Source organism: Brevundimonas subvibrioides ATCC 15264, from assembly GCF_000144605.1.
GTDB classification, from domain to species: domain Bacteria; phylum Pseudomonadota; class Alphaproteobacteria; order Caulobacterales; family Caulobacteraceae; genus Brevundimonas; species Brevundimonas subvibrioides.
This window is the reverse complement of record NC_014375.1, coordinates 583,468-602,637: the sequence shown is the minus strand read 5'-3', so window position 1 is coordinate 602,637 and position 19,170 is coordinate 583,468. Positions and strand designations below refer to the sequence as shown.

At 69.2% G+C, this 19,170-nt stretch carries 19 protein-coding genes and 1 other RNA gene; 13 read left to right on the top strand and 7 right to left on the bottom strand.

Annotated elements, in window-relative coordinates; genetic code table 11:
• Positions 1–71: 71 nt before the first annotated feature.
• Entirely contained in the window at positions 72–992 is a 921-nt protein-coding gene (nudC, locus tag BRESU_RS02975; RefSeq protein ID WP_013268013.1) for an NAD(+) diphosphatase, read from the bottom strand.
• A 75-nt stretch (positions 993–1,067) separates the two neighbouring features.
• Here nudC and ffs point away from each other — a divergent pair.
• The 6 genes from ffs to recR all read left to right on the top strand — a co-directional run bounded on the left by ffs (position 1,068) and on the right by recR (position 5,568).
• An RNA gene (gene ffs / locus BRESU_RS17030) (signal recognition particle sRNA small type) lies at positions 1,068–1,161 on the top strand.
• Positions 1,162–1,389: 228 nt separating this feature from the next.
• Positions 1,390–2,244, top strand: coding sequence for an oxidoreductase (locus BRESU_RS02970; RefSeq protein ID WP_013268012.1), 855 nt, complete (start codon positions 1,390–1,392; stop codon positions 2,242–2,244).
• 64 nt (positions 2,245–2,308) lie between these two features.
• Positions 2,309–2,716: a DUF3597 domain-containing protein gene (locus tag BRESU_RS02965; protein ID WP_013268011.1), complete on the top strand. Its 408-nt coding sequence runs from the start codon at positions 2,309–2,311 to the stop codon at positions 2,714–2,716.
• Between the two features lie 47 nt (positions 2,717–2,763).
• Positions 2,764–4,602, top strand: coding sequence for a DNA polymerase III subunit gamma/tau (locus BRESU_RS02960; protein WP_013268010.1), 1,839 nt, complete (start codon positions 2,764–2,766; stop codon positions 4,600–4,602).
• A gap of 32 nt (positions 4,603–4,634) precedes the next feature.
• Entirely contained in the window at positions 4,635–4,964 is a 330-nt protein-coding gene (locus tag BRESU_RS02955) for a YbaB/EbfC family nucleoid-associated protein (protein ID WP_013268009.1), read from the top strand.
• 1 nt (position 4,965) lies between these two features.
• Positions 4,966–5,568, top strand: a complete 603-nt coding sequence (gene recR, locus BRESU_RS02950; RefSeq protein ID WP_013268008.1) for a recombination mediator RecR — start codon at positions 4,966–4,968, stop codon at positions 5,566–5,568.
• 3 nt (positions 5,569–5,571) lie between these two features.
• Here recR and ppc read toward each other — a convergent pair whose 3' ends face one another.
• Positions 5,572–8,280, bottom strand: a complete 2,709-nt coding sequence (gene ppc / locus BRESU_RS02945; protein WP_013268007.1) for a phosphoenolpyruvate carboxylase — start codon at positions 8,278–8,280, stop codon at positions 5,572–5,574.
• A 286-nt stretch (positions 8,281–8,566) separates the two neighbouring features.
• On the opposite strand from ppc, the gene ffh reads away from it, so the two are divergent.
• The 3 genes from ffh (at position 8,567) to rimM (ending at position 11,329) form a co-directional block, all read left to right on the top strand.
• The gene (gene ffh, locus BRESU_RS02940) at positions 8,567–10,123 is read left to right on the top strand and encodes a signal recognition particle protein (protein ID WP_013268006.1); all 1,557 of its coding nucleotides are present in this window, start codon (positions 8,567–8,569) and stop codon (positions 10,121–10,123) included.
• Positions 10,124–10,144: 21 nt separating this feature from the next.
• Complete coding sequence (gene rpsP, locus BRESU_RS02935) at positions 10,145–10,732, top strand: 30S ribosomal protein S16 (protein WP_013268005.1); 588 nt, start codon at positions 10,145–10,147, stop codon at positions 10,730–10,732.
• A 72-nt stretch (positions 10,733–10,804) separates the two neighbouring features.
• Complete coding sequence (gene rimM / locus BRESU_RS02930) at positions 10,805–11,329, top strand: ribosome maturation factor RimM (RefSeq protein ID WP_013268004.1); 525 nt, start codon at positions 10,805–10,807, stop codon at positions 11,327–11,329.
• Positions 11,330–11,372: 43 nt separating this feature from the next.
• On the opposite strand, the gene BRESU_RS17060 is transcribed toward rimM, so the two are convergent.
• On the bottom strand, positions 11,373–11,549 hold the full coding sequence (locus BRESU_RS17060) for a YegP family protein (RefSeq protein WP_013268003.1): 177 nt from the start codon (positions 11,547–11,549) through the stop codon (positions 11,373–11,375).
• Between the two features lie 152 nt (positions 11,550–11,701).
• Between BRESU_RS17060 and BRESU_RS02925 the strand changes: the two genes are divergently transcribed.
• Positions 11,702–12,406 (top strand): glutathione S-transferase N-terminal domain-containing protein, encoded by a 705-nt coding sequence (locus BRESU_RS02925; RefSeq protein ID WP_013268002.1) that lies wholly within the window; start codon positions 11,702–11,704, stop codon positions 12,404–12,406.
• A 56-nt stretch (positions 12,407–12,462) separates the two neighbouring features.
• Positions 12,463–12,894 carry a pyridoxamine 5'-phosphate oxidase family protein gene (locus tag BRESU_RS02920; RefSeq protein WP_013268001.1) on the top strand — a complete coding sequence of 144 codons (432 nt, stop codon included), beginning with the start codon at positions 12,463–12,465 and terminating at the stop codon, positions 12,892–12,894.
• A 33-nt stretch (positions 12,895–12,927) separates the two neighbouring features.
• Here the strand turns inward: BRESU_RS02920 and BRESU_RS02915 are convergent, their stop codons facing one another.
• Complete coding sequence (locus tag BRESU_RS02915) at positions 12,928–13,725, bottom strand: enoyl-ACP reductase FabI (protein ID WP_169308033.1); 798 nt, start codon at positions 13,723–13,725, stop codon at positions 12,928–12,930.
• A 199-nt stretch (positions 13,726–13,924) separates the two neighbouring features.
• Here BRESU_RS02915 and BRESU_RS02910 point away from each other — a divergent pair, with 199 nt between their 5' ends.
• On the top strand, positions 13,925–15,577 hold the full coding sequence (locus BRESU_RS02910) for a M28 family peptidase (RefSeq protein WP_013267999.1): 1,653 nt from the start codon (positions 13,925–13,927) through the stop codon (positions 15,575–15,577).
• Positions 15,578–15,630: 53 nt separating this feature from the next.
• Here the strand turns inward: BRESU_RS02910 and fabB are convergent, their stop codons facing one another.
• From fabB to BRESU_RS02895, 3 genes are all read right to left on the bottom strand, one after another.
• The gene (gene fabB, locus BRESU_RS02905) at positions 15,631–16,860 is read right to left on the bottom strand and encodes a beta-ketoacyl-ACP synthase I (protein ID WP_013267998.1); all 1,230 of its coding nucleotides are present in this window, start codon (positions 16,858–16,860) and stop codon (positions 15,631–15,633) included.
• Positions 16,861–16,913: 53 nt separating this feature from the next.
• On the bottom strand, positions 16,914–17,447 hold the full coding sequence (fabA, locus tag BRESU_RS02900) for a 3-hydroxyacyl-[acyl-carrier-protein] dehydratase FabA (protein WP_013267997.1): 534 nt from the start codon (positions 17,445–17,447) through the stop codon (positions 16,914–16,916).
• Between the two features lie 97 nt (positions 17,448–17,544).
• Entirely contained in the window at positions 17,545–18,120 is a 576-nt protein-coding gene (locus BRESU_RS02895; protein WP_245528589.1) for an SH3 domain-containing protein, read from the bottom strand.
• 63 nt (positions 18,121–18,183) lie between these two features.
• Here BRESU_RS02895 and BRESU_RS02890 point away from each other — a divergent pair, with 63 nt between their 5' ends.
• Positions 18,184–19,170, top strand: coding sequence for a 2-hydroxyacid dehydrogenase (locus BRESU_RS02890; RefSeq protein WP_013267995.1), 987 nt, complete (start codon positions 18,184–18,186; stop codon positions 19,168–19,170).

Genomic DNA, 19,170 nt, shown 5'->3' with positions numbered 1-19,170 from the left:
GTATGGGCGAACATCTAGGGCGATGGCCAGACAAATCGCCATATGATGTTGTTTTTACTGGATTTTATCCATCATTCACTGCTGCCTGCCCAGTGCTCCAGAAGCGTCCGGGCGATGGCGAACTTCGGCGGGGCCTTCACCTCATGGGCGCCCGCCAGCACCGCCCGTGCCTCATCCCGGGTCAGCCAGCGCACCTCCTCCAGTTCCGTCTGGTCCGGCGTCGCGTCGTCATCGCTGACTTCCGCGATCAGGCCGATCATCAGCTGCGACGGGAAGGGCCAGGGCTGGCTGGAATGGTAGGTGGTGGCCGTCACCGTCAGCCCCGCCTCTTCCTTGATCTCGCGGGCGCAGGCCTCCTCGATCGTCTCGCCCGGCTCGAGGAACCCCGCCAGGGCCGACATCCGCCCCGCGGGCCATGACGCCTGCCGGCCCAGCAGGCAGCGATCCCCGAACACCGGCAGCATGATCGTCACCGGATCGACGCGCGGAAAGTGTTCGGCCGTGCAGGCCGGGCAGATCCGCTTCCACCCGCCACAGGCCGTCTCGGTCTCGTGTCCGCAGTTGGCGCAGAAGCCGTGGCGACGTCGCCAGTCGAACAGCGACTTGGCCCCGCCCGCGATCGCCGCATCGCTCGCCGACAGCACCGCCGCCGCCTCGCGCATCTCGGTGAAGGTGCCCAGCCCCCGAACCGGGCCCGTCGCCGGATCGGCCGCGCCGCCGAACTCGATCGCGAAACACGGCGCCCCCTTCCACAGGCCCAGGAACAGCTCGCGGTCCTCGTCCCGGATCATCTCGCGCGCATGGGTCAGGGCCAGCCAGACGAGGCGCGGCCCATCGGCGTGGTCCTCCAGCAGCGGCTGTCCGTTCCAGAAGACACAGGCCAGGGCGTCGGGGTTCGCCGCCTGTTCGTCCAGCCAGTCGGGACTGTTCCTCTGGTCGCCGGCGCGATCCAGCGGGTTGCCGGCGAAGGTATTCAGGACGGGGAGGACCATGACGGCTTCCTAGCCGGGTTCGCCGGGCCTTGGGAGGGGTCCCTTGATCTCGAACCCGTCCGGAGCGATATAGGCCTCGGAGATCGCGGGCGAAGGCTTCGCCAACCTGGTCAGGGCCGGAAGGCAGCAGCCACAACGAATTCCCCTTCGGGTCGCGGTCTCCACTCTCCTCATCTTGGTGCGCTAACGCTCGGCTCGCGGAGCCTCGCTGCTTGAGCGCATTCCTCCCCCATTGGGGGTGGAGGAAGGATCGCGTGCGATCCGACGACGGGACCGCAGCGCGCTTGCGCTGGGGTGGAGGGGGCCAGACGCGCACCGTGACTTCGCGGCGCACGCCGTGCTTGCGATCCCGCCCGCGTCCCCCACCTGAACGGGTCCCCCGATACGGAGCGCGCCCATGGCCGATCACGATACCCCCGTCTGGTTCATCACCGGATGTTCGACTGGCTTCGGCCGCGAGCTGGCCACGGCCCTGATCGACAAGGGCTACCGCGTCGTCGCCACCGCCCGGAACCCGGAGGACGTCGCCGATCTGGTGACCCGGGGCGGTGACCGGGTGCTCGCATTGAAGCTCGACGTCACCGACCGGGCTCAGGCCGAGGCCGCCGTGGCGGCTGCGACGGAGCATTTCGGCCGCATCGACGTGCTCGTGAACAATGCCGGCATCGGCTATTTCGGCGCGATCGAGGAGAGCGACGAGGACGAGGTCCGTCGCATGTTCGAGATCAACGTCTTCGGTCTGGCCCGCATGACCCACCTGGTGCTTCCCCAGCTGCGGGCGCGACGGTCGGGGACCATCGTCAACATCTCGTCGGTCGGCGGCCTGCGCGCCTCGGCGGGCGTCGGCTACTACAACGCCACCAAATTCGCCGTGGACGGCTGGTCGGAAGCCCTGGCGGCCGAGGTCAATCCGCTGGGCATCCATGTGCTGATCGTCGCGCCCTCCGGCTTTCGCACGGACTGGGCCGGACGTTCGGCCAACGAGATCAAACAGCCGATCGCCGACTATGCCGACACGGCCGGGGCCCGGCGCACGCAGATCCGCGGCTGGTCCGGGGCCCAGCCGGGCGATCCCAAGCGCGCCGCCGCCGCCATCATCGATGCGGTCGAGGCCGAGGACCCGCCCCTGCGCCTGCTGCTCGGCAAGGCGGCCCTGGCCGGCGCGCGCGGCAAGATCGATCTGCTGAAGAAGGACTTCGACGCCTGGGCCGAGGTGACCGAAGGGGCCGACTTCCCCGAGGGCGAAGGCTGACGCCAGCCGGGAACCTTCGCCGTCCCCGCCCGCTCCGGTGGCTGACCCCACCGGAGCACCCCGCATGAGCATCCTCGGCAACATTCTCGGCAAGATCTTCAAGCGCAAGGACGAGCCCAAGGCCCCCTCGGCCCCGTCGCAGCCTGCCCCGACGTCCACGCCCGTCCAGCCCCAGGTGACCGCGGCCGCCGCCACCGCGCCCCAGCCCGCCCCGGCCGTCGACGTCGCCGGAATTCTCGATTTCATGAACGAGCAGCGCGACCAGAAGCTGAACTGGCGCACCTCCATCGTCGACCTGATGAAGCTGTGCGGCATGGAAAGTTCGCTGGCCGAGCGCAAGGAACTGGCCGACGAGCTGGGCTACACCGGCGACAAATCCGACTCGGCCTCGATGAACATCTGGCTGCACAAGCAGGTGCTGCAGAAGATCGTGGACAACGGCGGGCAGCTGCCCGGCGATATGACGCCTTAAGCGCACAAGGACTCTACGGAGCGTCCTACACGCGGTAAGACGCTCCCATGACCGACGTCGACCTTGATTCCGGCGATCCGCCCTGGGCGGAAGACGATGTGCCCGAGCGCGATGAGAACACCGACGACATGTTCGGTGCGCCTGCAGCCGCGCCCCCGCCGGAGGGGGTGACGGACACGCCCAAACCCGCGCCGATCGTCGACGATACCCACCAGAACGACGGCGAGGCTTATACGGTCCTCGCGCGCAAATACCGGCCCCGGACATTCGAGGACCTGATCGGGCAGGAAGCGATGGTGAGAACCCTCACCAATGCCTTCGCCACCGGCCGGATCGCCCACGCCTTCATGCTCACCGGTGTCCGCGGGGTCGGCAAGACCACGACAGCCCGCCTGCTGGCCCGGGCCCTGAACAACGAGACCGACGTCATCGACCGGCCCTCGCTGGAGCTGACCGCCCATGGCCGCCACGATGCGGCGATCATGGCCGGCCAGCACATGGACGTGATGGAGCTGGACGCCGCCAGCCACACCGGCGTCAACGACATCCGCGACATCCTTGAAAGCGTCCGCTATGCGCCGGTCGAGGCCCGCTACAAGGTCTATGTGCTCGACGAGGTGCACATGCTGTCCAACCAGGCCTTCAACGCCCTGCTGAAGACCCTGGAAGAGCCCCCGCCCCACGCCAAATTCATCTTCGCCACCACCGAGATCCGCAAGGTGCCGGTGACGATCCTGTCGCGCTGCCAGCGCTTCGACCTGCGCCGCGTCGAGCCCGAGATCCTCGTCGAACACCTCGGCCGGATCGCGACCAAGGAGGGGATGAAGGTCGAGGACGACGCCCTGGCCCTGATCGCGCGCGCCGCCGAGGGCTCGGTCCGCGACGGCCTCTCCCTGCTCGACCAGGCCCTGGTGCAGGGCGAACGGGGCGAGCCGGTCGCGACCGACACGGTGCGCGACATGCTGGGGCTGGCCGATCGCAGCCAGACCATCGCCCTGTTCGAACAGATCATGGCCGGCCGCACGCCCGAGGCCCTGGAGACCTTCCGCACCCTGTACGGCTACGGCGCCGATCCGGTGCAGGTGACCAACGACCTGCTGGAACACTGCCACGCCGCCTCGGTCGCCAAGATGCTGGGGCCGAACGCCACCCGCCTGCCCAACGACCAGGCCCAGCGGCTGGCCGCCATGGGCTCGCAGGTGTCCGCCGGCACCCTGTCGCGGACCTGGTCGATGCTGCTGAAGGCGCTCGACGAGGTCCGGCGCGCGCCTTCGCCCGCCGACGCGGTCGAGATGGCCATCGTCCGCCTCGCCTATGCCGCCGACCTGCCCGGGCCGGAGGAGGCGCTGAAGCGGCTGCAGTCCGGCGAGCCCCTGTCCGGGGGATCGGGCGGCGGTGCGCCGCGCGGCGGCGGCGGCGGAGGCGGAGCCTCGGCGCAGATGGCGCCGCGTCCCATGGCCGCGCCCGCCTACCCCGACCCCCAGACCTTCGAGGCCGTGGTCGCCCTGATCGGCGAGAGGCGCGAGATCGCCCTGCAGATGGACGTGCAGCGCTACGTCCGCCCCGTCTCGTTCAAGCCGGGGGCCCTGACCTACGAACCCGTCGAGGGCGCGCCCGCCAACCTCGCCACCCGGCTGTCGTCGCGCCTCAAGGAGTGGACCGGACGCCCGTGGTTCGTGGTGGCCAACGGCCAGGGGGGTGGCGAGACCCTGATCGAACAGGAGAAGAAGGCCACGGCCGCCCTTCGCGCCGAGGTCGAGGCCGATCCCTTCGTCGTGGCGGTCATGGCGGCCTTCCCCGGCGCCGTCGTCGGCGAGATCAAGACCCTGGCGCCCGCCGTCGAGATGCCGGCGATCCCGGACGAGATCGAGGACGATCAGGACTAAAATTCGCGCGGGAAAGGCCCTATCTAGATCCCATGAAAGATCTCAACGCCCTGATGCAGCAGGCCCAGGCCATGCAGGAGAAACTCCAGCAGGCCCAGGCGAAGATGGCCGAAACCACCGCCGAGGGCACCTCGGGCGGCGGTCTGGTGACGATCACCCTGAAGGGGGCCGGGGAAATCACTGCGGTCAGGATCGACGACAGTCTGATGGCACCCGGCGAAGGGGAAATCCTGTCGGATCTGATCGTCGCCGCCCATGCGGACGCGAAACGCCGGCTGGACGCCATCAACGGCGAACTGATGCGCGAGGCCGCCGGCCCGATGGCGGGGATGAACATCCCCGGCATGCCCAAGCTGTTCTGACTTGGCGGCCTCCGCCGGACCCGAGATCGAGCGCCTGATCGCGCTCCTGGCCAAGCTGCCGGGGCTGGGCCCCCGGTCGGCCCGGCGTGCGGCCCTGGCCCTGCTGAAGAAGCGTGAGCAGCTGCTGGAGCCGCTGGCCGCATCGCTGGCGGAGACGGCGGCCAAGGTGGTGTCCTGCTCGATCTGCGGCACACCCGACACCCGCGACCCCTGCTCGATCTGCTCGGACGGCGCGCGCGACAACGGCCTGATCTGCGTGGTCGAGGAGGCCGGTTCGCTGTGGGCCATGGAGCGGTCCGGGGCCTTCCGCGGCAAGTATCACGTGCTGGGCGGATTGCTGTCGGCTCTCGACGGCGTCGGGCCGGAGGCGCTGCGCGTCGCCGAACTGGTCGGCCGCGTGAAGGGCGGCGAGGTGCGCGAGGTTGTGCTGGCCCTGCCCGCCACCGTCGACGGCCAGACCACCGCCCACTACCTCGCCGAACGGGTGGCCGGGAACGGCGTGGAGGTCACGTCCCTGGCGCGCGGCGTCCCCGTCGGCGGCGACCTCGACTGGCTTGACGACGGCACCATCGTCCAGGCCCTGCGGGCCCGGCGACCGGCCTGAGCCCTAGCCGCTGTTGCGCAGGCCGGCGGCCACGCCATTGATCGTCAGCAGGATGCCCTCGCGCACGCGGGGATCGTCGTCGCCCGAGCGCCGCCGGCGGATCAGCTCGATCTGCACGTGGTTCAGCGGCTCGACATAGGGCATCCGCAGCCGGATCAGCCGGTCCAGCTCGGGCTGGCCGCCCAGCAGGTCGGACTGGCCGGTGATGGCCAGGACCGCGTCGCGGGTGCGATCCCATTCGGCCCGCAGGGCCCCGAAGATGGAGGCGGCCAGCGCCTGGTCCGGCACCAGCCCGGCATAGCGCCGCGCGATGGTCATGTCGGACTTGGCCATGATCATCTCCATGTTCTGGAGCAGGGTGCGGAAGAAGGGCCAGTCCGCGGCCATGGCGCGCAGCTCCTCCATGTCCCGCCCCCGAACGGCCGAGCCGAAGCCGAACCAGCCCGGCAGCATCACGCGCGACTGGCTCCAGCTCAGCACCCAGGGGATGGCGCGCAGGTCCTCGATGGCGCTGGAGGCGGTCCGCGACGTCGGCCGCGAGCCGATCTTCAGCTCGGCGATCTCGTTGATCGGGGTGGCCGCCCGGAAATAGTCGACGAAGCCCGGCGTCTCGTAGACCAGCGCCCGGTAGGCCGCCATCGAGGCGACCGACAGGGCCGAGGCCGTCGCGCCGTGCTTCGCCGTCATCGCCTCGTCCGGGGGCGGGGCGAGCGAGGCGATCAGGGTCCCGGCCGTCAGGGCGTCCAGATTTCGGCGCGCCACGTCGGGCTCGCCGTATTTGTTGGCGATCACCTCGCCCTGTTCGGTGATGCGGATCCGGCCCGCGACCGTGCCCGTGGGCTGGGAGATGACCCCGGCGAAGCTGGACCCGCCGCCCCTTCCAACCGCGCCGCCCCGGCCGTGGAACAGCTGCAGCCGCACGCCGACCGCCTCCGTCACGCTCAGCAGGGCGCGCGAGGCCTCGTGCAGCTCCCAGGTCGAGGTCAGGTAGGAGCCGTCCTTGTTGGAGTCCGAATAACCGATCATCACCTCCTGGACGCCCCGCGCCCTGGCGACCGCGAGGGCGGAGGGTTCCTGCAGCAATCGGCTGAGGGTCGGTTTGGCGGCGCGCAGGTCGTCGATGGTCTCGAACAGGGGCGCGGCCTGGATCGGGCAGGTCGCCGGATCGTCATGGCGATACAGACCGACCTCCTTGAGCAGAAGGTAGACCTCCAGCAGGTCCGACGCGGCGTCGGTCTTGGACACGATATGGGTGCGGATCGCCTGGGGCCCGAAGGTACGCAGCGCCTCGGCCGCGGCCTGGAGGATGGCCCGCTCCTTCAGCACCTCCGGATCGTAGTCTTCGTAGGGGCTGAACAGCAGGCGGGGGGCCGCCAGCTCGGCCGACAGCAGGGCGATGCGCGCCTCCTCGTCCAGGGCCGCATAGTCGGGACAGACCCCGGCCACGCGCAGCAGGTGTCCGACCACCCGCGCATGGACGTCCGAGTTCTGGCGCAGATCCAGCGTCGCCATGTGGAAGCCGAACACGTCGACCGTGGCGATCAGGCGCGACAGGCCGTCGTCGGCGAAGACCGCGCCGTGGCTGGCGACCAGGCTGTCCTGCAGGACCGCCAGATCGTCCCGGAAAGCGTCCGGTCCGTCATAGGGCGGGGCGGCGAAGGGCGCGGGCCGGGGCGCGGTCTCTCCGGTCAGCAGGGGATGGGTCGCCGACAGCCGGGCATAGATCTGGCTGAGCGCGCGGCGATAGGGTTCGTCGGCCCGGTGGGGCGAGCCGTCGCCGGAGCTGGCGGCCAGGGCCTGCAAGGCCGGGCTGACGGCCGCGAGCGAGCCCGACAGGCTGAGCTCGGCCCCCAGGGTGTTCACCGCCTCCAGATAGTGGCGCAGCACGGCCTTGGCCGGCGTGGCGAAGGCGGCGCGCAGGGCGGCCGCGTCGACGTTGGGATTGCCGTCCCGGTCGCCCCCGACCCAGGCCCCGATGCGGATGAAGGGCTTGAGGTCGGGCGCATTCAGCCGTCTGCGCCAGTCGATCAGCTGTTCCGGCGCGACCTTCAGGAACACCCGTTCCAGGAAGGAGACCACCGTGTCGATCTCGTCCTGAACCACCAGGCCCGTGGTTCGGACCAGCCGCGTCGCCCACAGGATCACCGTCTGTCGACGCAGGCCGTTGACCATCACCTCGGGTGCGCAGGCCAGGTCGTCCCGGTCGCAGGCGTCCAGCAGGTCCGACACGGCGGCGATCCGGTCGATGACGCTCTTTCGGCGCACCTCCGACGGGTGGGCGGTCAGGACCGGCGAGATCAGGGCCTCGGACAGCAGCGTCCGCGCGTCCTCGACGGAACGACCGGCCTGGGCCAGCCGGGCCAGTGATCCCTCGGGCGTATCGGGCCGCGCGCCCTCGGCGGTCTGACTGCGGGCCCGACGCTTGCCGGCCCGGTCCTCGGCCACATTGGCCAGCAGGGAGAAGACCGCGAACCCGTGCGCCAGACCCACCGCGTCGTCCAGCGACAGGTCCGACAGCAGCCGCTCCAGCTCCGCCGACCCGCGCGCGCCGGAATGGCGGTGATAGCCGACCGAGGCCACCCGCACCGCTTCGATCCGGTCGTAGAGGTCCTGTCCACCCTCGTCGCGGATCACCTCGCCCAGCAGGCCGCCGAGCAGGCGAACCTCCTCGCGCAGGCGATCGTCGGCGGCGGGTTCGGCGGAAACGGGCATGATCATCTCGGGCAGCGGGGAGGCTGGGACCGAACCGTATCAGGGGTTTGCCGCCCCGCCATCGCAAAGCCGGACGCTGAAACGGAAAGTGCATCGCGCGGCCGGAGTCGACAAACCGCCCCTTTTCCCGCATAAGCCCGCGCTTCCGGCGCAAGTGAACCTCGCGTCTCCACCATCACGACCCCGGTTTCGACCGGACGAGGATGGCGAGAACCCCCTGCCGACGTGATCGTCGCCAGGGGCCGTTGTCGTATGGAGCCGCGTCACCCGCCAAAATGAGGTGTGTATGTTCGAGGCTCTGAACGAGCGGCTGACAGGCGTTTTCGACCGGATCACCGGCCGCGGTGCCCTGTCCGAGAAGGACGTCTCCGAGGCGATGCGCGAAGTGCGCGTGGCCCTGCTGGAGGCCGACGTCGCCCTGCCGGTCGTCAAGGACTTCATCGCCTTCGCCACCGAGAAGGCCACGGGCGAAGAGGTCATCCGCTCGGTCCGGCCCGCCGACCAGGTCATCAAGATCGTCTATGACGGTCTGGTCGAGATGCTGGGCGGCGAGGAGCCGACGCCGCTCAACCTGAACGCCACCCCGCCCGCCGTGCTGCTGATGGCCGGCCTGCAGGGGTCGGGAAAGACGACGACCTCCGCCAAGCTGGCGCTTCGTCTGACGAAATTCGATCGCAAGAAGGTCATGATGGCCTCGCTGGACACGCGGCGTCCAGCGGCCATGGAACAGCTGGCGCAGCTGGGCAAGCAGATCGAGGTCGCCGTCCTGCCGATCGTGGCGGGCGAGAGCGCGGTCCAGATCACCCGGCGCGCCCTGACCTCGGCGAAACTTCAGGGCTTCGACGTCCTGATCCTCGACACCGCCGGCCGCATCACGCTCGACGAAGGCCTGATGAACGAGGTGGCCGAGGTCGCCGCCATCGCCACTCCGGTCGAGACCATCCTGGTCGCCGACAGCCTGACCGGCCAGGACGCGGTCCGCACCGCCAAGGCCTTCCACGAACGCCTACCCCTGACCGGCCTGATCCTGACCCGCGCCGACGGCGACGGGCGGGGCGGGGCCATGCTGTCGATGCGGGCGGTCACCGGCCTGCCGATCAAATACATGGGGTCGGGCGAGAAGGTCGACGCGCTGGAGGTGTTCGACGCCCGCCGCGTCGCCGGACGGATCCTGGGCCAGGGCGACATCGTCGCCCTGGTAGAGAAGGCCGCCACGGAACTGGACCAGTCCAAGGCCGAGGCCATGGCCAAGAAGCTGGCCAAGGGACAGTTCGACCTGAACGACCTGGCGGCCCAGCTGCAGCAAATGAAGAAGATGGGCGGTCTTCAGGGCATCATGGGCATGCTGCCCGGCGTGGCCAAGATGAAGGCCCAGATGGCCGAGCAGAACATCGACGACCGGATGATCCTGCGCCAGGAAGCCATCATCTCCTCGATGACCAAGGCCGAGCGCAAGAAGCCCGACCTGCTGAACGCCAGCCGCAAGAAGCGCGTCGCCTCCGGCGCCGGCGTCGAGGTCCAGGACATCAACCGCCTGCTGAAGCAGCACCGCCAGATGGCCGACATGGTCAAGTCCCTGTCCAAGGGCGGCCGCGGCAATCTGCAGAAGATGGCGGCCATGATGGGCGGCATGCCCGGTGGCGGTGGCGGGGGCATGGGCGGCGGTCTCCCTGGCATGGGCGGCCCCGACATCTCGCGCCTCAAATCCCTCGGCGGCGGGCGGATGCCCGAACCGACCGAGGACGAAATCAAGGCCCTTCAGGACCGGCTCTCCGGCCTGGGCGGCGGATCACTACCGGGGGGCCTTCCGGGCCTGCCCGGCCTCCCCAAGAAACCCAACTGATCTCCCTGAAAGAAGATTGAAATGCTGAAGATTCGTCTGGCCCGTGGCGGCACCAAGAAGCGCCCCTACTACTACATCGTCGTCGCTGACTCGCACTCGCCGCGCGACGGCAAGTTCCTGGAGCGCGTCGGCACCTACAACCCGATGCTGCCCAAGGACGGCGACAAGCCCCGCGTGACCCTGAAGCAGGAGCGCATCTCGGAATGGCTCGGCAAGGGTGCCCAGCCGACCGACCGCGTCGCCCGCTTCCTGAGCCAGGACGAAGCCCTGGCCGGCAAGGTCAAGTGGACGCAGGGCAACAACCCGAACAAGGGCCAGCCGGGCAAGAAGGCCCAGGAACGCTCGGCCGAACGCGCCCAGCGCGAAGCCGACCGCGCCGAGGCCGAAGCCGCCGCCAAGATCGAGGCTGCCGAAGCCGCCGAACGCGCCAAGGAAGAAGCGGCTGCCGCCGCCGAAGCCGCCAAGAATGCGCCGCCGGTTGAAGAGGCTCCCGCCGAGGAAGCCGCTGCCGAGGAGGCTCCCGCCGCCGACAGCGAAGGCTCCGCCGAGGTCAGCGTCGAGGACGCTCCGGCCGAAGGTGCTGCCGAGGAAGAGAAGACCGAGGCCTGATCCGCTTCGTCTGAATGGACTATGGGAGGGGCGGCGTCGGATGGCGCCGCCCTTCTGCTATCGGAGACCGTGATGACCCAGCCCAAACTCATCCTCGTCGGCCATGTCGCGGGCGGCTTCGGCGTCAAGGGCGAGGTCAAGATCACGGCCTATACCGCCGATCCGCTGGCCCTGACGGCCTACGGGCCCCTGCTCCGCGCGGACGGATCGCACGCCCTGACCGTCCTGTCGGCGCGGCCGACCAAGGACGGCATCGTCGGACGGGTGAAGGAAGTCGCCACCAAGGAAGAGGCCGACGCGCTGCGGAACCTCAAGCTCCACGTCCCGCGTGACCGGTTCCCGGAAGCCGACGAGGACGAATTCTACCTCGCCGACCTGATCGGGGTCGAAGCCCGCGATCCGGACGGCGTCGTCCTGGGCACGGTGAAGGCCGTGCAGAATTTCGGGGCCGACGACATGCTGGAGATCGCGCCCGCTGCGGGCGGTCCGACCTGGTTCCTGCCGTTCACCCGGGCCTGCGTGCCCGACCTGCACCTGTCCGACGGCTGGCTGCTGGCTCTCCGCCCGGACGAGGTCGGCGAGCGCGAGCCCGACTGAGACCCCGTTTTCCCTCCCCCGAGGGGGAGGGAAAGGCTTCGGACTATTCGATCTCGACGGTTTCCGCGTCGCCGACGTGCTTCTTGATCGACTCGATCGCGCGCTTGGCGCCGGACTTGTCCGAATAACCCTCGGTCGAGAAGATGACCTCGGAATTGTATTTGAACCGGACGCGGAACTCGCCGGCCTTGTCCTTGTAGACTTCGAACTTGTGGGCCATCGGGCGCCTCCTGAGTTGCTGACGGCCGATATGGCGACGCTTCCGGCCGAACGACAAGCCGACGAAGTCTGACGGCATCCGCAGGCGACGCCTCTTGCGGCCCCAAGGTCGTCACCCGACATGCAGGACATCAGCAACCGACACGGTGTCCTATGGCCGACCTTTCCGCCTTCCCGATCACCCGCCAGTTCCCGGCCCGCCACCCCGACCGGCTGCAACTCTACTCCCTGCCCACCCCCAACGGGGTGAAGGCCTCGATCATGCTGGAGGAGATAGGCCTGCCGTATGAGGTCCATCTGGTGGACATCATGAAGAACGAGACCTGGACGCCCGAGTATCTGTCGCTGAACCCGAACGGCAAGATCCCGGCGATCCTCGACCCCGACGGCCCGGGCGGCCAGCCGCTGGCGCTGTGGGAATCGGGAGCCATCCTGGTCTATCTGGCCGAAAAGACCGGCAAGCTGATCCCGACCGATCCGGCGGCCCGATACGAGACCCTGGCCTGGGTCTTCTGGCAGATGGCGGCCGTGGGGCCGATGTTCGGGCAGCTGGGCTTCTTCCACAAGTTCGCGGGCAAGGACTACGAGGACAAGCGACCGCGCGACCGCTACCTCGCCGAATCGAAACGCCTGCTGGGCGTGCTGGAGGACCGGCTGAAGGATCGCGCCTTCATCATGGGCGACGACTTCACGATCGCCGATGTCAGCCTGATCGGCTGGGTGCGGAACCTGGTCACCTTCTACGAGGCGGGCGAGCTTGTGGAGTACGGGTCGCTGACCGCCGTGCCGGCCTGGGTCGAGCGGTGTCTCGCTCGCCCGGCGGTCGCGCGCGGCCTGACCATCCCCGCGCGGTCCTGACGCGGGATCATCCGGGCGGGTTGAGGGTTTGGTCGGGGCAACGTCACGGAGCCCCGATGAAACTGATCCTCAAAGAGCTGTCGAAGAAGATGCGCGCCATCGACTTCACCATGCTGACCACTCGCACCGAAGGCGGGGCGCTGGCGTCGCGGCCGATGAGCAACAACGGCGAGGTCGACTACGACGGCGACAGCTGGTTCTTCACCAGTGACGACACCCGGATGGTCGCCGACATCACCGCCGACCCGATCGTCAGCCTGACCCTGGCGGGCGACAAGGGCCTGCTCGGCAAGCCAGGCATCTTCATCGCCATCGAAGCGCGCGCCGAACTGATCCGCGACAAGGCGCAGTTCGCCGCGCACTGGACCAAGGGGCTCGATCGCTGGTTCCCGCAGGGCGTCGATACGCCGGGCCTGGTCCTGATCAAGGCCCATGCCTCGCGCATCGCCTACTGGGACGGCGAGGACCAGGGCGACCTGAACCTCTAGATCAGGCCTCCTCGTCTCCGGCCAAGAGGGCGTTCAGCCCTCGTCTTCGCCGGCAAGCCCCATCATGTGGAAGCCGGCGTCGACGTGGATGACCTCGCCGGTGGTGGAAAAGCCCAGGTCCGAGCACAGCCACAGGGCGGCCCCGGCGACGCCCTCCATCGAGGTGTCCTCCTTCATCGCCGACATCGCGCGGCCCTGGGCGATCATGCCCCGGCCGCCGGAGATCCCGGCCAGCGACAGGGTGCGCATGGCCCCGGCCGAGATGGCGTTGACGCGGATACCGCGCGGACCCAGATCGCGGGCGATGTAGCGGGTCGCCGCCTCCAGCGCTGCCTTGGCCACGCCCATGGTGTTGTAGTTCGGAATGGCGCGCTCCGAGCCGAGATAGGTCATGGTCACCATCGACCCGCCGTTCGGCATGATTTTCGACGCGCGTCGCGCCACGTCGACGAAGCTGAAGCAGCTGATGTTCATGGCCAGCAGGAAGCTGTCGCGGCTGGTGTTGTCGATGAAGGAGCCCTTCAGCTCGTCCTTGTTGGCGAAGGCGACCGAGTGGACGACGAAGTCGATGGTGCCGAACTCGGCCTCCAGCGCCGCGAAGGCGGCATCCATCGAGGCGTCGTCGGTGACGTCGGCCTGGATCAGCAGCTTGGCGCCCACGCTCTCGGCCAGCGGCCGCACCCGGCGCTCCAGCCCCTCGCCCATATAGGTGAAGGCCAGCTCGGCTCCCTGCGCCGCCAGCTGCGAGGCGATCCCCCAGGCGATGGAGTTGGCGTTCGCCACCCCCATGATCAGGCCCTTCTTGCCCTTCATGAGTTCGCCGGTCGGCATGTTCCAGCTGCTCTCGCTCGCCATGATCTCGTCTCCTCAGGTCCCGGCTTCAGCCGAGTTGTTCATCGCGCGGAGGGTTAGCAGGGGCGGCCCGCCGCTGCAAAGAGCGGCGGCCCAGGCGCTCGACCGGTCGGCACCGTCGCGCTGGACAGGGTGTGCCGCCTCTGGGACGGTGGACGCTGTCCCGTCGGAGTGTCCCATGTCCCCCCACCGTGCCCGCGGCCGGCTTTCGCAAGCCCTCGCCCTGCTCGTCCTGACGGCCGGCCCGGTCGTCGCCCAGACGCCGGCGGCGCCGCTGCTGGACGCCGCGGCGATCAAGCGGGACGTCCAGATCCTGTCCAGCGACGCCTTCTTCGGACGCGGCCCGGGCGAGGCGGGGGAGACGGCGACGCTGGACCATCTGGTCGGTCAGTTCCGCGCCGCCGGCCTGCAACCGGGCGGCGACAACGGGACCTGGCTCCAGGACGTCAACCTGACCCGATACGATCGCACCGGGGCCGAGGTGGCGATCCACGTCAACGGCCGGCCCCTGCCCCTGGCCCTGGCCGACGACATCAGCGTGACCTCGATGCATGTGGGCTCCAACGCCATCGCCGATGCGCCCCTGGTCTTCGTCGGCTTCGGCGTGGACGAACCCGGCCTGGGCTACGACCAGTTCGCGGGCATCGACCTGACCGGCAAGGTCGCGGTCTTCCTGATGAACGACCCGGACTATGCGTCCGAGACCGGCCCGTTCAACGGCCGCAATCGCAGCCCGCAGGGCGGGCTGGGTGCCAAGAAGCGGGCCGCCTTCGCGCGCGGCGCGGTCGCGGTCCTGCAGATCCACCAGTTCGAGACCGCAAGCTGGCCGTTCCAGCAGATCCGCAACGCCGACCCCGATCCCAAATTCGTCCGCGGCCCCGCCCCCGAGCGCGGCACAGACCTGTCCGGCTCGATCCGGTTCGAGGTGGCGAGCGACCTGTTTGCCCGGGCAGGTCTCGACCTGCCCGCCCTGGCGCTCGCGGCCCGCACGCCCGGCTTCCGGGCGGTCGAGGTACCGGGCGCGACGATGAGCGCGGCCTTCACCATCGCCGCTTCGCCGATGCTGACCCACAACGTCGTGGCCATGCAGCCGGGCACGACCCGGGCGGACGAGACCGTCATCTATGGAGCCCACTGGGACGCCTACGGGATCGGCCCGGCCTATCCCGACGGCGACACGATCCGCAACGGAGCCGTCGACAACGGCATCGGCACGGCGACCCTGCTGGAGGTGGCCCGCCACTATGCGGCGGCCCCGGCCCCGGAGCGCACCGTGCTGTTCATCGCCTATACGTCCGAGGAGGGCGGCCTGCTGGGCGCCTATGAATACGCCTTGCGGCCCCTGCGCCCCCTGGAGACCACGGCGGCGGTGCTGAACCTGGATCCGCATCTGGCCCTGCCGATGACGCGGTCGCTGGAGCTGATCGGGGCCGGACGCACGGATCTGGAGGCCGACCTGGCGCGTGTCGCGGACGGACAGGGCCTGTCGATCGAGGCCGAGCACGATCCGGCGGCGGGCTGGTACGGCCGGTCGGACCATTTCGCCTATGCCGAACAGGGCGTGCCGGTGATCTATTTCCGCGCCGGGGCCGATCTGGTCGAGGGCGGGACCGAAGCGGGCATGGCCCGGATCGCCACCTATAACAGCCACGACTACCACCAGCGGTCCGACGCGTTCGATCCGGCGTGGGACCTGGTCGCGGCCGCCCAGGAAGGGACGGTCGCCTATCTGCTGGGCCGCGAGATCGCCGACAGCGGTCGCTGGCCGGGCTGGAACGACGGCGTGGCCTACAAGACGCTCAGGGAGGCCAGCGAGGACCGTCGTCGCTGATTTCTGGAGCGCGATCTCACCCGAGAACCGCTGACATTTTTCGGGATCGCGCTCTAGACCTTCGAGAAGATCACCGTCCCGTTGGTGCCGCCGAAGCCGAAGCTGTTGGACATGACCGTGGTCAGTTCGACGTCCCGGCGTTCGCGCAGGATCGGCATGCCCTCGAACTCGGGGTCGAGGTTTTCGATATGGGCGCTTTCAGCGGCGAAGCCGTTCTCGAGCATCAGCAGCGAATAGATCGCCTCCTGCGCGCCCGCCGCGCCCAGGCTGTGGCCCGTCAGCGACTTGGTCGAGGAGATCAGCGGCATGTCGGCACCGAAGACATTGCGGACCGCGCCCATTTCCTTGGAATCGCCGACGGGCGTCGAGGTGCCGTGCGGGTTCAGGTAATCGATCTTTCGGCCGCCGGCCTGGGCCATGGCGATCTTCATGCAGCGCTCTGCGCCCTCGCCCGAAGGCGCGACCATGTCGTAGCCGTCCGAGTTGGCGCCGTAGCCGACCACCTCGGCATAGATCTTCGCGCCCCGGGCCATGGCCCGCTCGTATTCCTCGAGCACCACGATCCCGGCCCCGCCGGCGATGACGAAACCGTCGCGGGCGACGTCATAGGCCCTGGAGGCCACCGACGGCGTCGCGTTGAAGTCGGACGACATGGCCCCCATGGCGTCGAACATGTTGGACATGGACCAGTCGATGTCCTCCACGCCGCCGGCGAAGACGACGTCCTGCTTGCCCCACTGGATCTGCTCGGCGCCCGCGCCGATGCAGTGGGCCGAGGTCGCGCAGGCCGAACTGATCGAATAGTTGACGCCGCGCATCTGGAACCAGGTCGCCAGCACGGCCGAGGGGCCCGAGGCCATGGCCTTGGGCACGGCGAACGGCCCGATCCGCTTGGGCGCGCCCTTCTCGATCGTGGTCTGGGCCGCCTGCAGGATGACCTGGGTCGAGGGACCGCCCTCGCCGACGATGACGCCGATACGGTCGTCGCGGATCTCCTCCGGCGTCATGCCGGAATCCTTCAGGGCCTCTTCAAAGGCGATGTGACCCCAGGCGGTGCCGTTGGCCAGGAAGCGCGCCGCGCGGCGGTCGACCAGCGGGGCCCAGTCCTCGGCCGTCACGCCCAGCGATGGCGGGGCCCAGACCTGGGAGCGGAACCCGTGCTGAATGTGATCCGGCGCGGCGACCACGCCGGATTTCGCAGAACGCAGGGACGCCGTGACCTCATCCCGGCCTGTGCCGATGGAGGAGACGATACCCAGACCCGTGACGACGACACGCCGCATGCAGTTTCCTTCTCTCAACTCTTGTCCGCGTTGACCGCGGTATCTGTGTGGTTTCAGGCTTCGACGGGCTTCTCACCCGCCTGGAACAGTCCGACGCGCATGTCGGTTGCGGTATAGATAGGCACGCCGTCGGCTTCCATCACCCCGTCGGCGATTCCCATGACCAGGCGACGGTTGATGACCCGCTTCAGCGTGATCTTGTAGGTCACTTTCTTCACATCGGGCTGGACCTGGCCGGTGAACTTGACCTCACCGACGCCCAGCGCGCGCCCGCGCCCCGGGCCGCCGATCCAGCCCAGGTAGAAGCCGACAAGCTGCCACATGGCATCCAGACCCAGGCAGCCCGGCATGACCGGGTCGCCGATGAAGTGGCACTGGAAGAACCAGAGGTCGGGATGGATATCCAGCTCGGCCTCGACATAGCCCTTGCCGTGCTCGCCGCCGTCGCCGCTGATCTGGGTGATCCGGTCGAACATCAGCATCGGGGGCGCGGGCAGCTGGGCATTGCCCGGCCCGAACAACTCGCCCCGGCCCGAGGCCAGCAGGGCGGCGTGGTCGAAGGACGACGGGTATTGGGATGTGTTCAAGGCTGGGCCGCTCCGGCAACTTCGTTGGGGCTAACGCGCGGTGGCGCTGCTTGAGCCCGCGTGTGGCCGTGGGGTTACACGACGCTTGCCGACAGTTCTAGCCCGTCGGGACCTCGCCCGCAGGCCGACGGGCATCGCACTGGGCGGTCGGCTGGGTGCCGAACACCGCGCCCTCCGGCAGCCAGCCCTTCAGCTTGCGCGCGCGAACGCGGCACCAGCCGTCCTTGCAGTCATCGAGCGCCACGATCGAATGCGCACTGAACCGGGCGCGAACGGGGGACTGGGCGTTGCGAGCGGCGTGAACCGCCACCTCGGCACCGGTGTCGTTGAAGACCCCGCGCCGCCCCGAGACCACGCTGCGGTTGATCCAGGCGACACCGAGCTCGGGATCGCAGATCTTTCGCCATTCCCGCGTCTCGGCGATCACCTGCACCGGCAGGCCAGCGGCGCGGTATTCCCACAGGATGCGGTAGTCCAGTCCGGGCCCCTGGCGGGCGCGGACATGGGACGACTTCAGCGAGACCCAGCGCGGCACGTCCAGCCCCGTCGGCGTGGGCCGGCCATCCGGCATGGTCGCCCCGCCACCCGCCGCCACAGCGCAGGCCAGCACGGCAACGACGCCCGCGATCCGGCGCGAGAGGCTTTGGAAGCGGCCGCGAGACTTGCTAGACACCGGATAAGACCCGTCGCAGGCGGGCGGACCGGCTCGGTCGCCCTCAAAGAACCCAAGGCTCCTATGTCCAACCCCCGCCTTAAGGTCGTCTTAACCAGAAGATTGCCGGACGCGGTCGAGACCCGCATGCGCGAGCTGTTCGACGCCGAGCTGAACCTGAAGGACGTTCCGTTCGACCGCGCCGCGCTGGAGGCGGCCGTCCAGCGGGCCGACGTTCTGGTGCCCACCATCACCGACGAGATCGACGCCAGCCTGATCGCGGGCGCAGGCGACCAGCTGAAGATGATCGCCAACTTCGGCGCGGGCGTGGACCACATCGATATCGACGCGGCGGTCGCCCGCCAGATCATCGTCACCAATACGCCGGGCGTCCTGACCGAGGACACGGCCGACCTGGCCATGAGCCTGATCCTGGCCGTCAGCCGCCGCATCGTCGAAGGCGCCCAGGTGGTGGCCGAGGGCCGGTTCGAGGGCTGGACACCGACCTGGATGTGCGGTCGCAAGCTCTGGGGCAAGCGGCTGGGGATCGTCGGCATGGGCCGGATCGGCCAGGCCCTGGCCCGCCGCGCACGCGCCTTCGGCCTTCAGGTCCACTATCATAACCGCAAGCCCGTCAGCCCCCGGATCGAGGAGGAGCTGGGCGCGACCTACTGGGACGATCTGGACCAGATGCTGTCGCGCATGGACCTGATCTCGCTCAACTGTCCGGCGACGAAGGACACCCATCATCTTCTGTCGGCCGAACGGCTGGCGCGGCTCCAGCCCCACGCGATCCTGGTGAACACGGCCCGCGGCGAGCTGATCGACGAGGCCGCCCTGTCCGACGCGGTGGCGCGGCGCGGGATCGCCGGCGTCGGACTGGACGTCTACGAGCACGAGCCGGCCATCCATCCGGGGCTCCTCGGGCATCCCAATGTGGTCCTGCTGCCGCACCTCGGCTCGGCCACGCTGGAGGCCCGCCAGGACATGGGCGACCGCGTCATCGCCAACGTCATGACCTTCCAGAACGGCCACCGGCCGCCGGACCGGGTCATCCCGGCGATGCTCTAG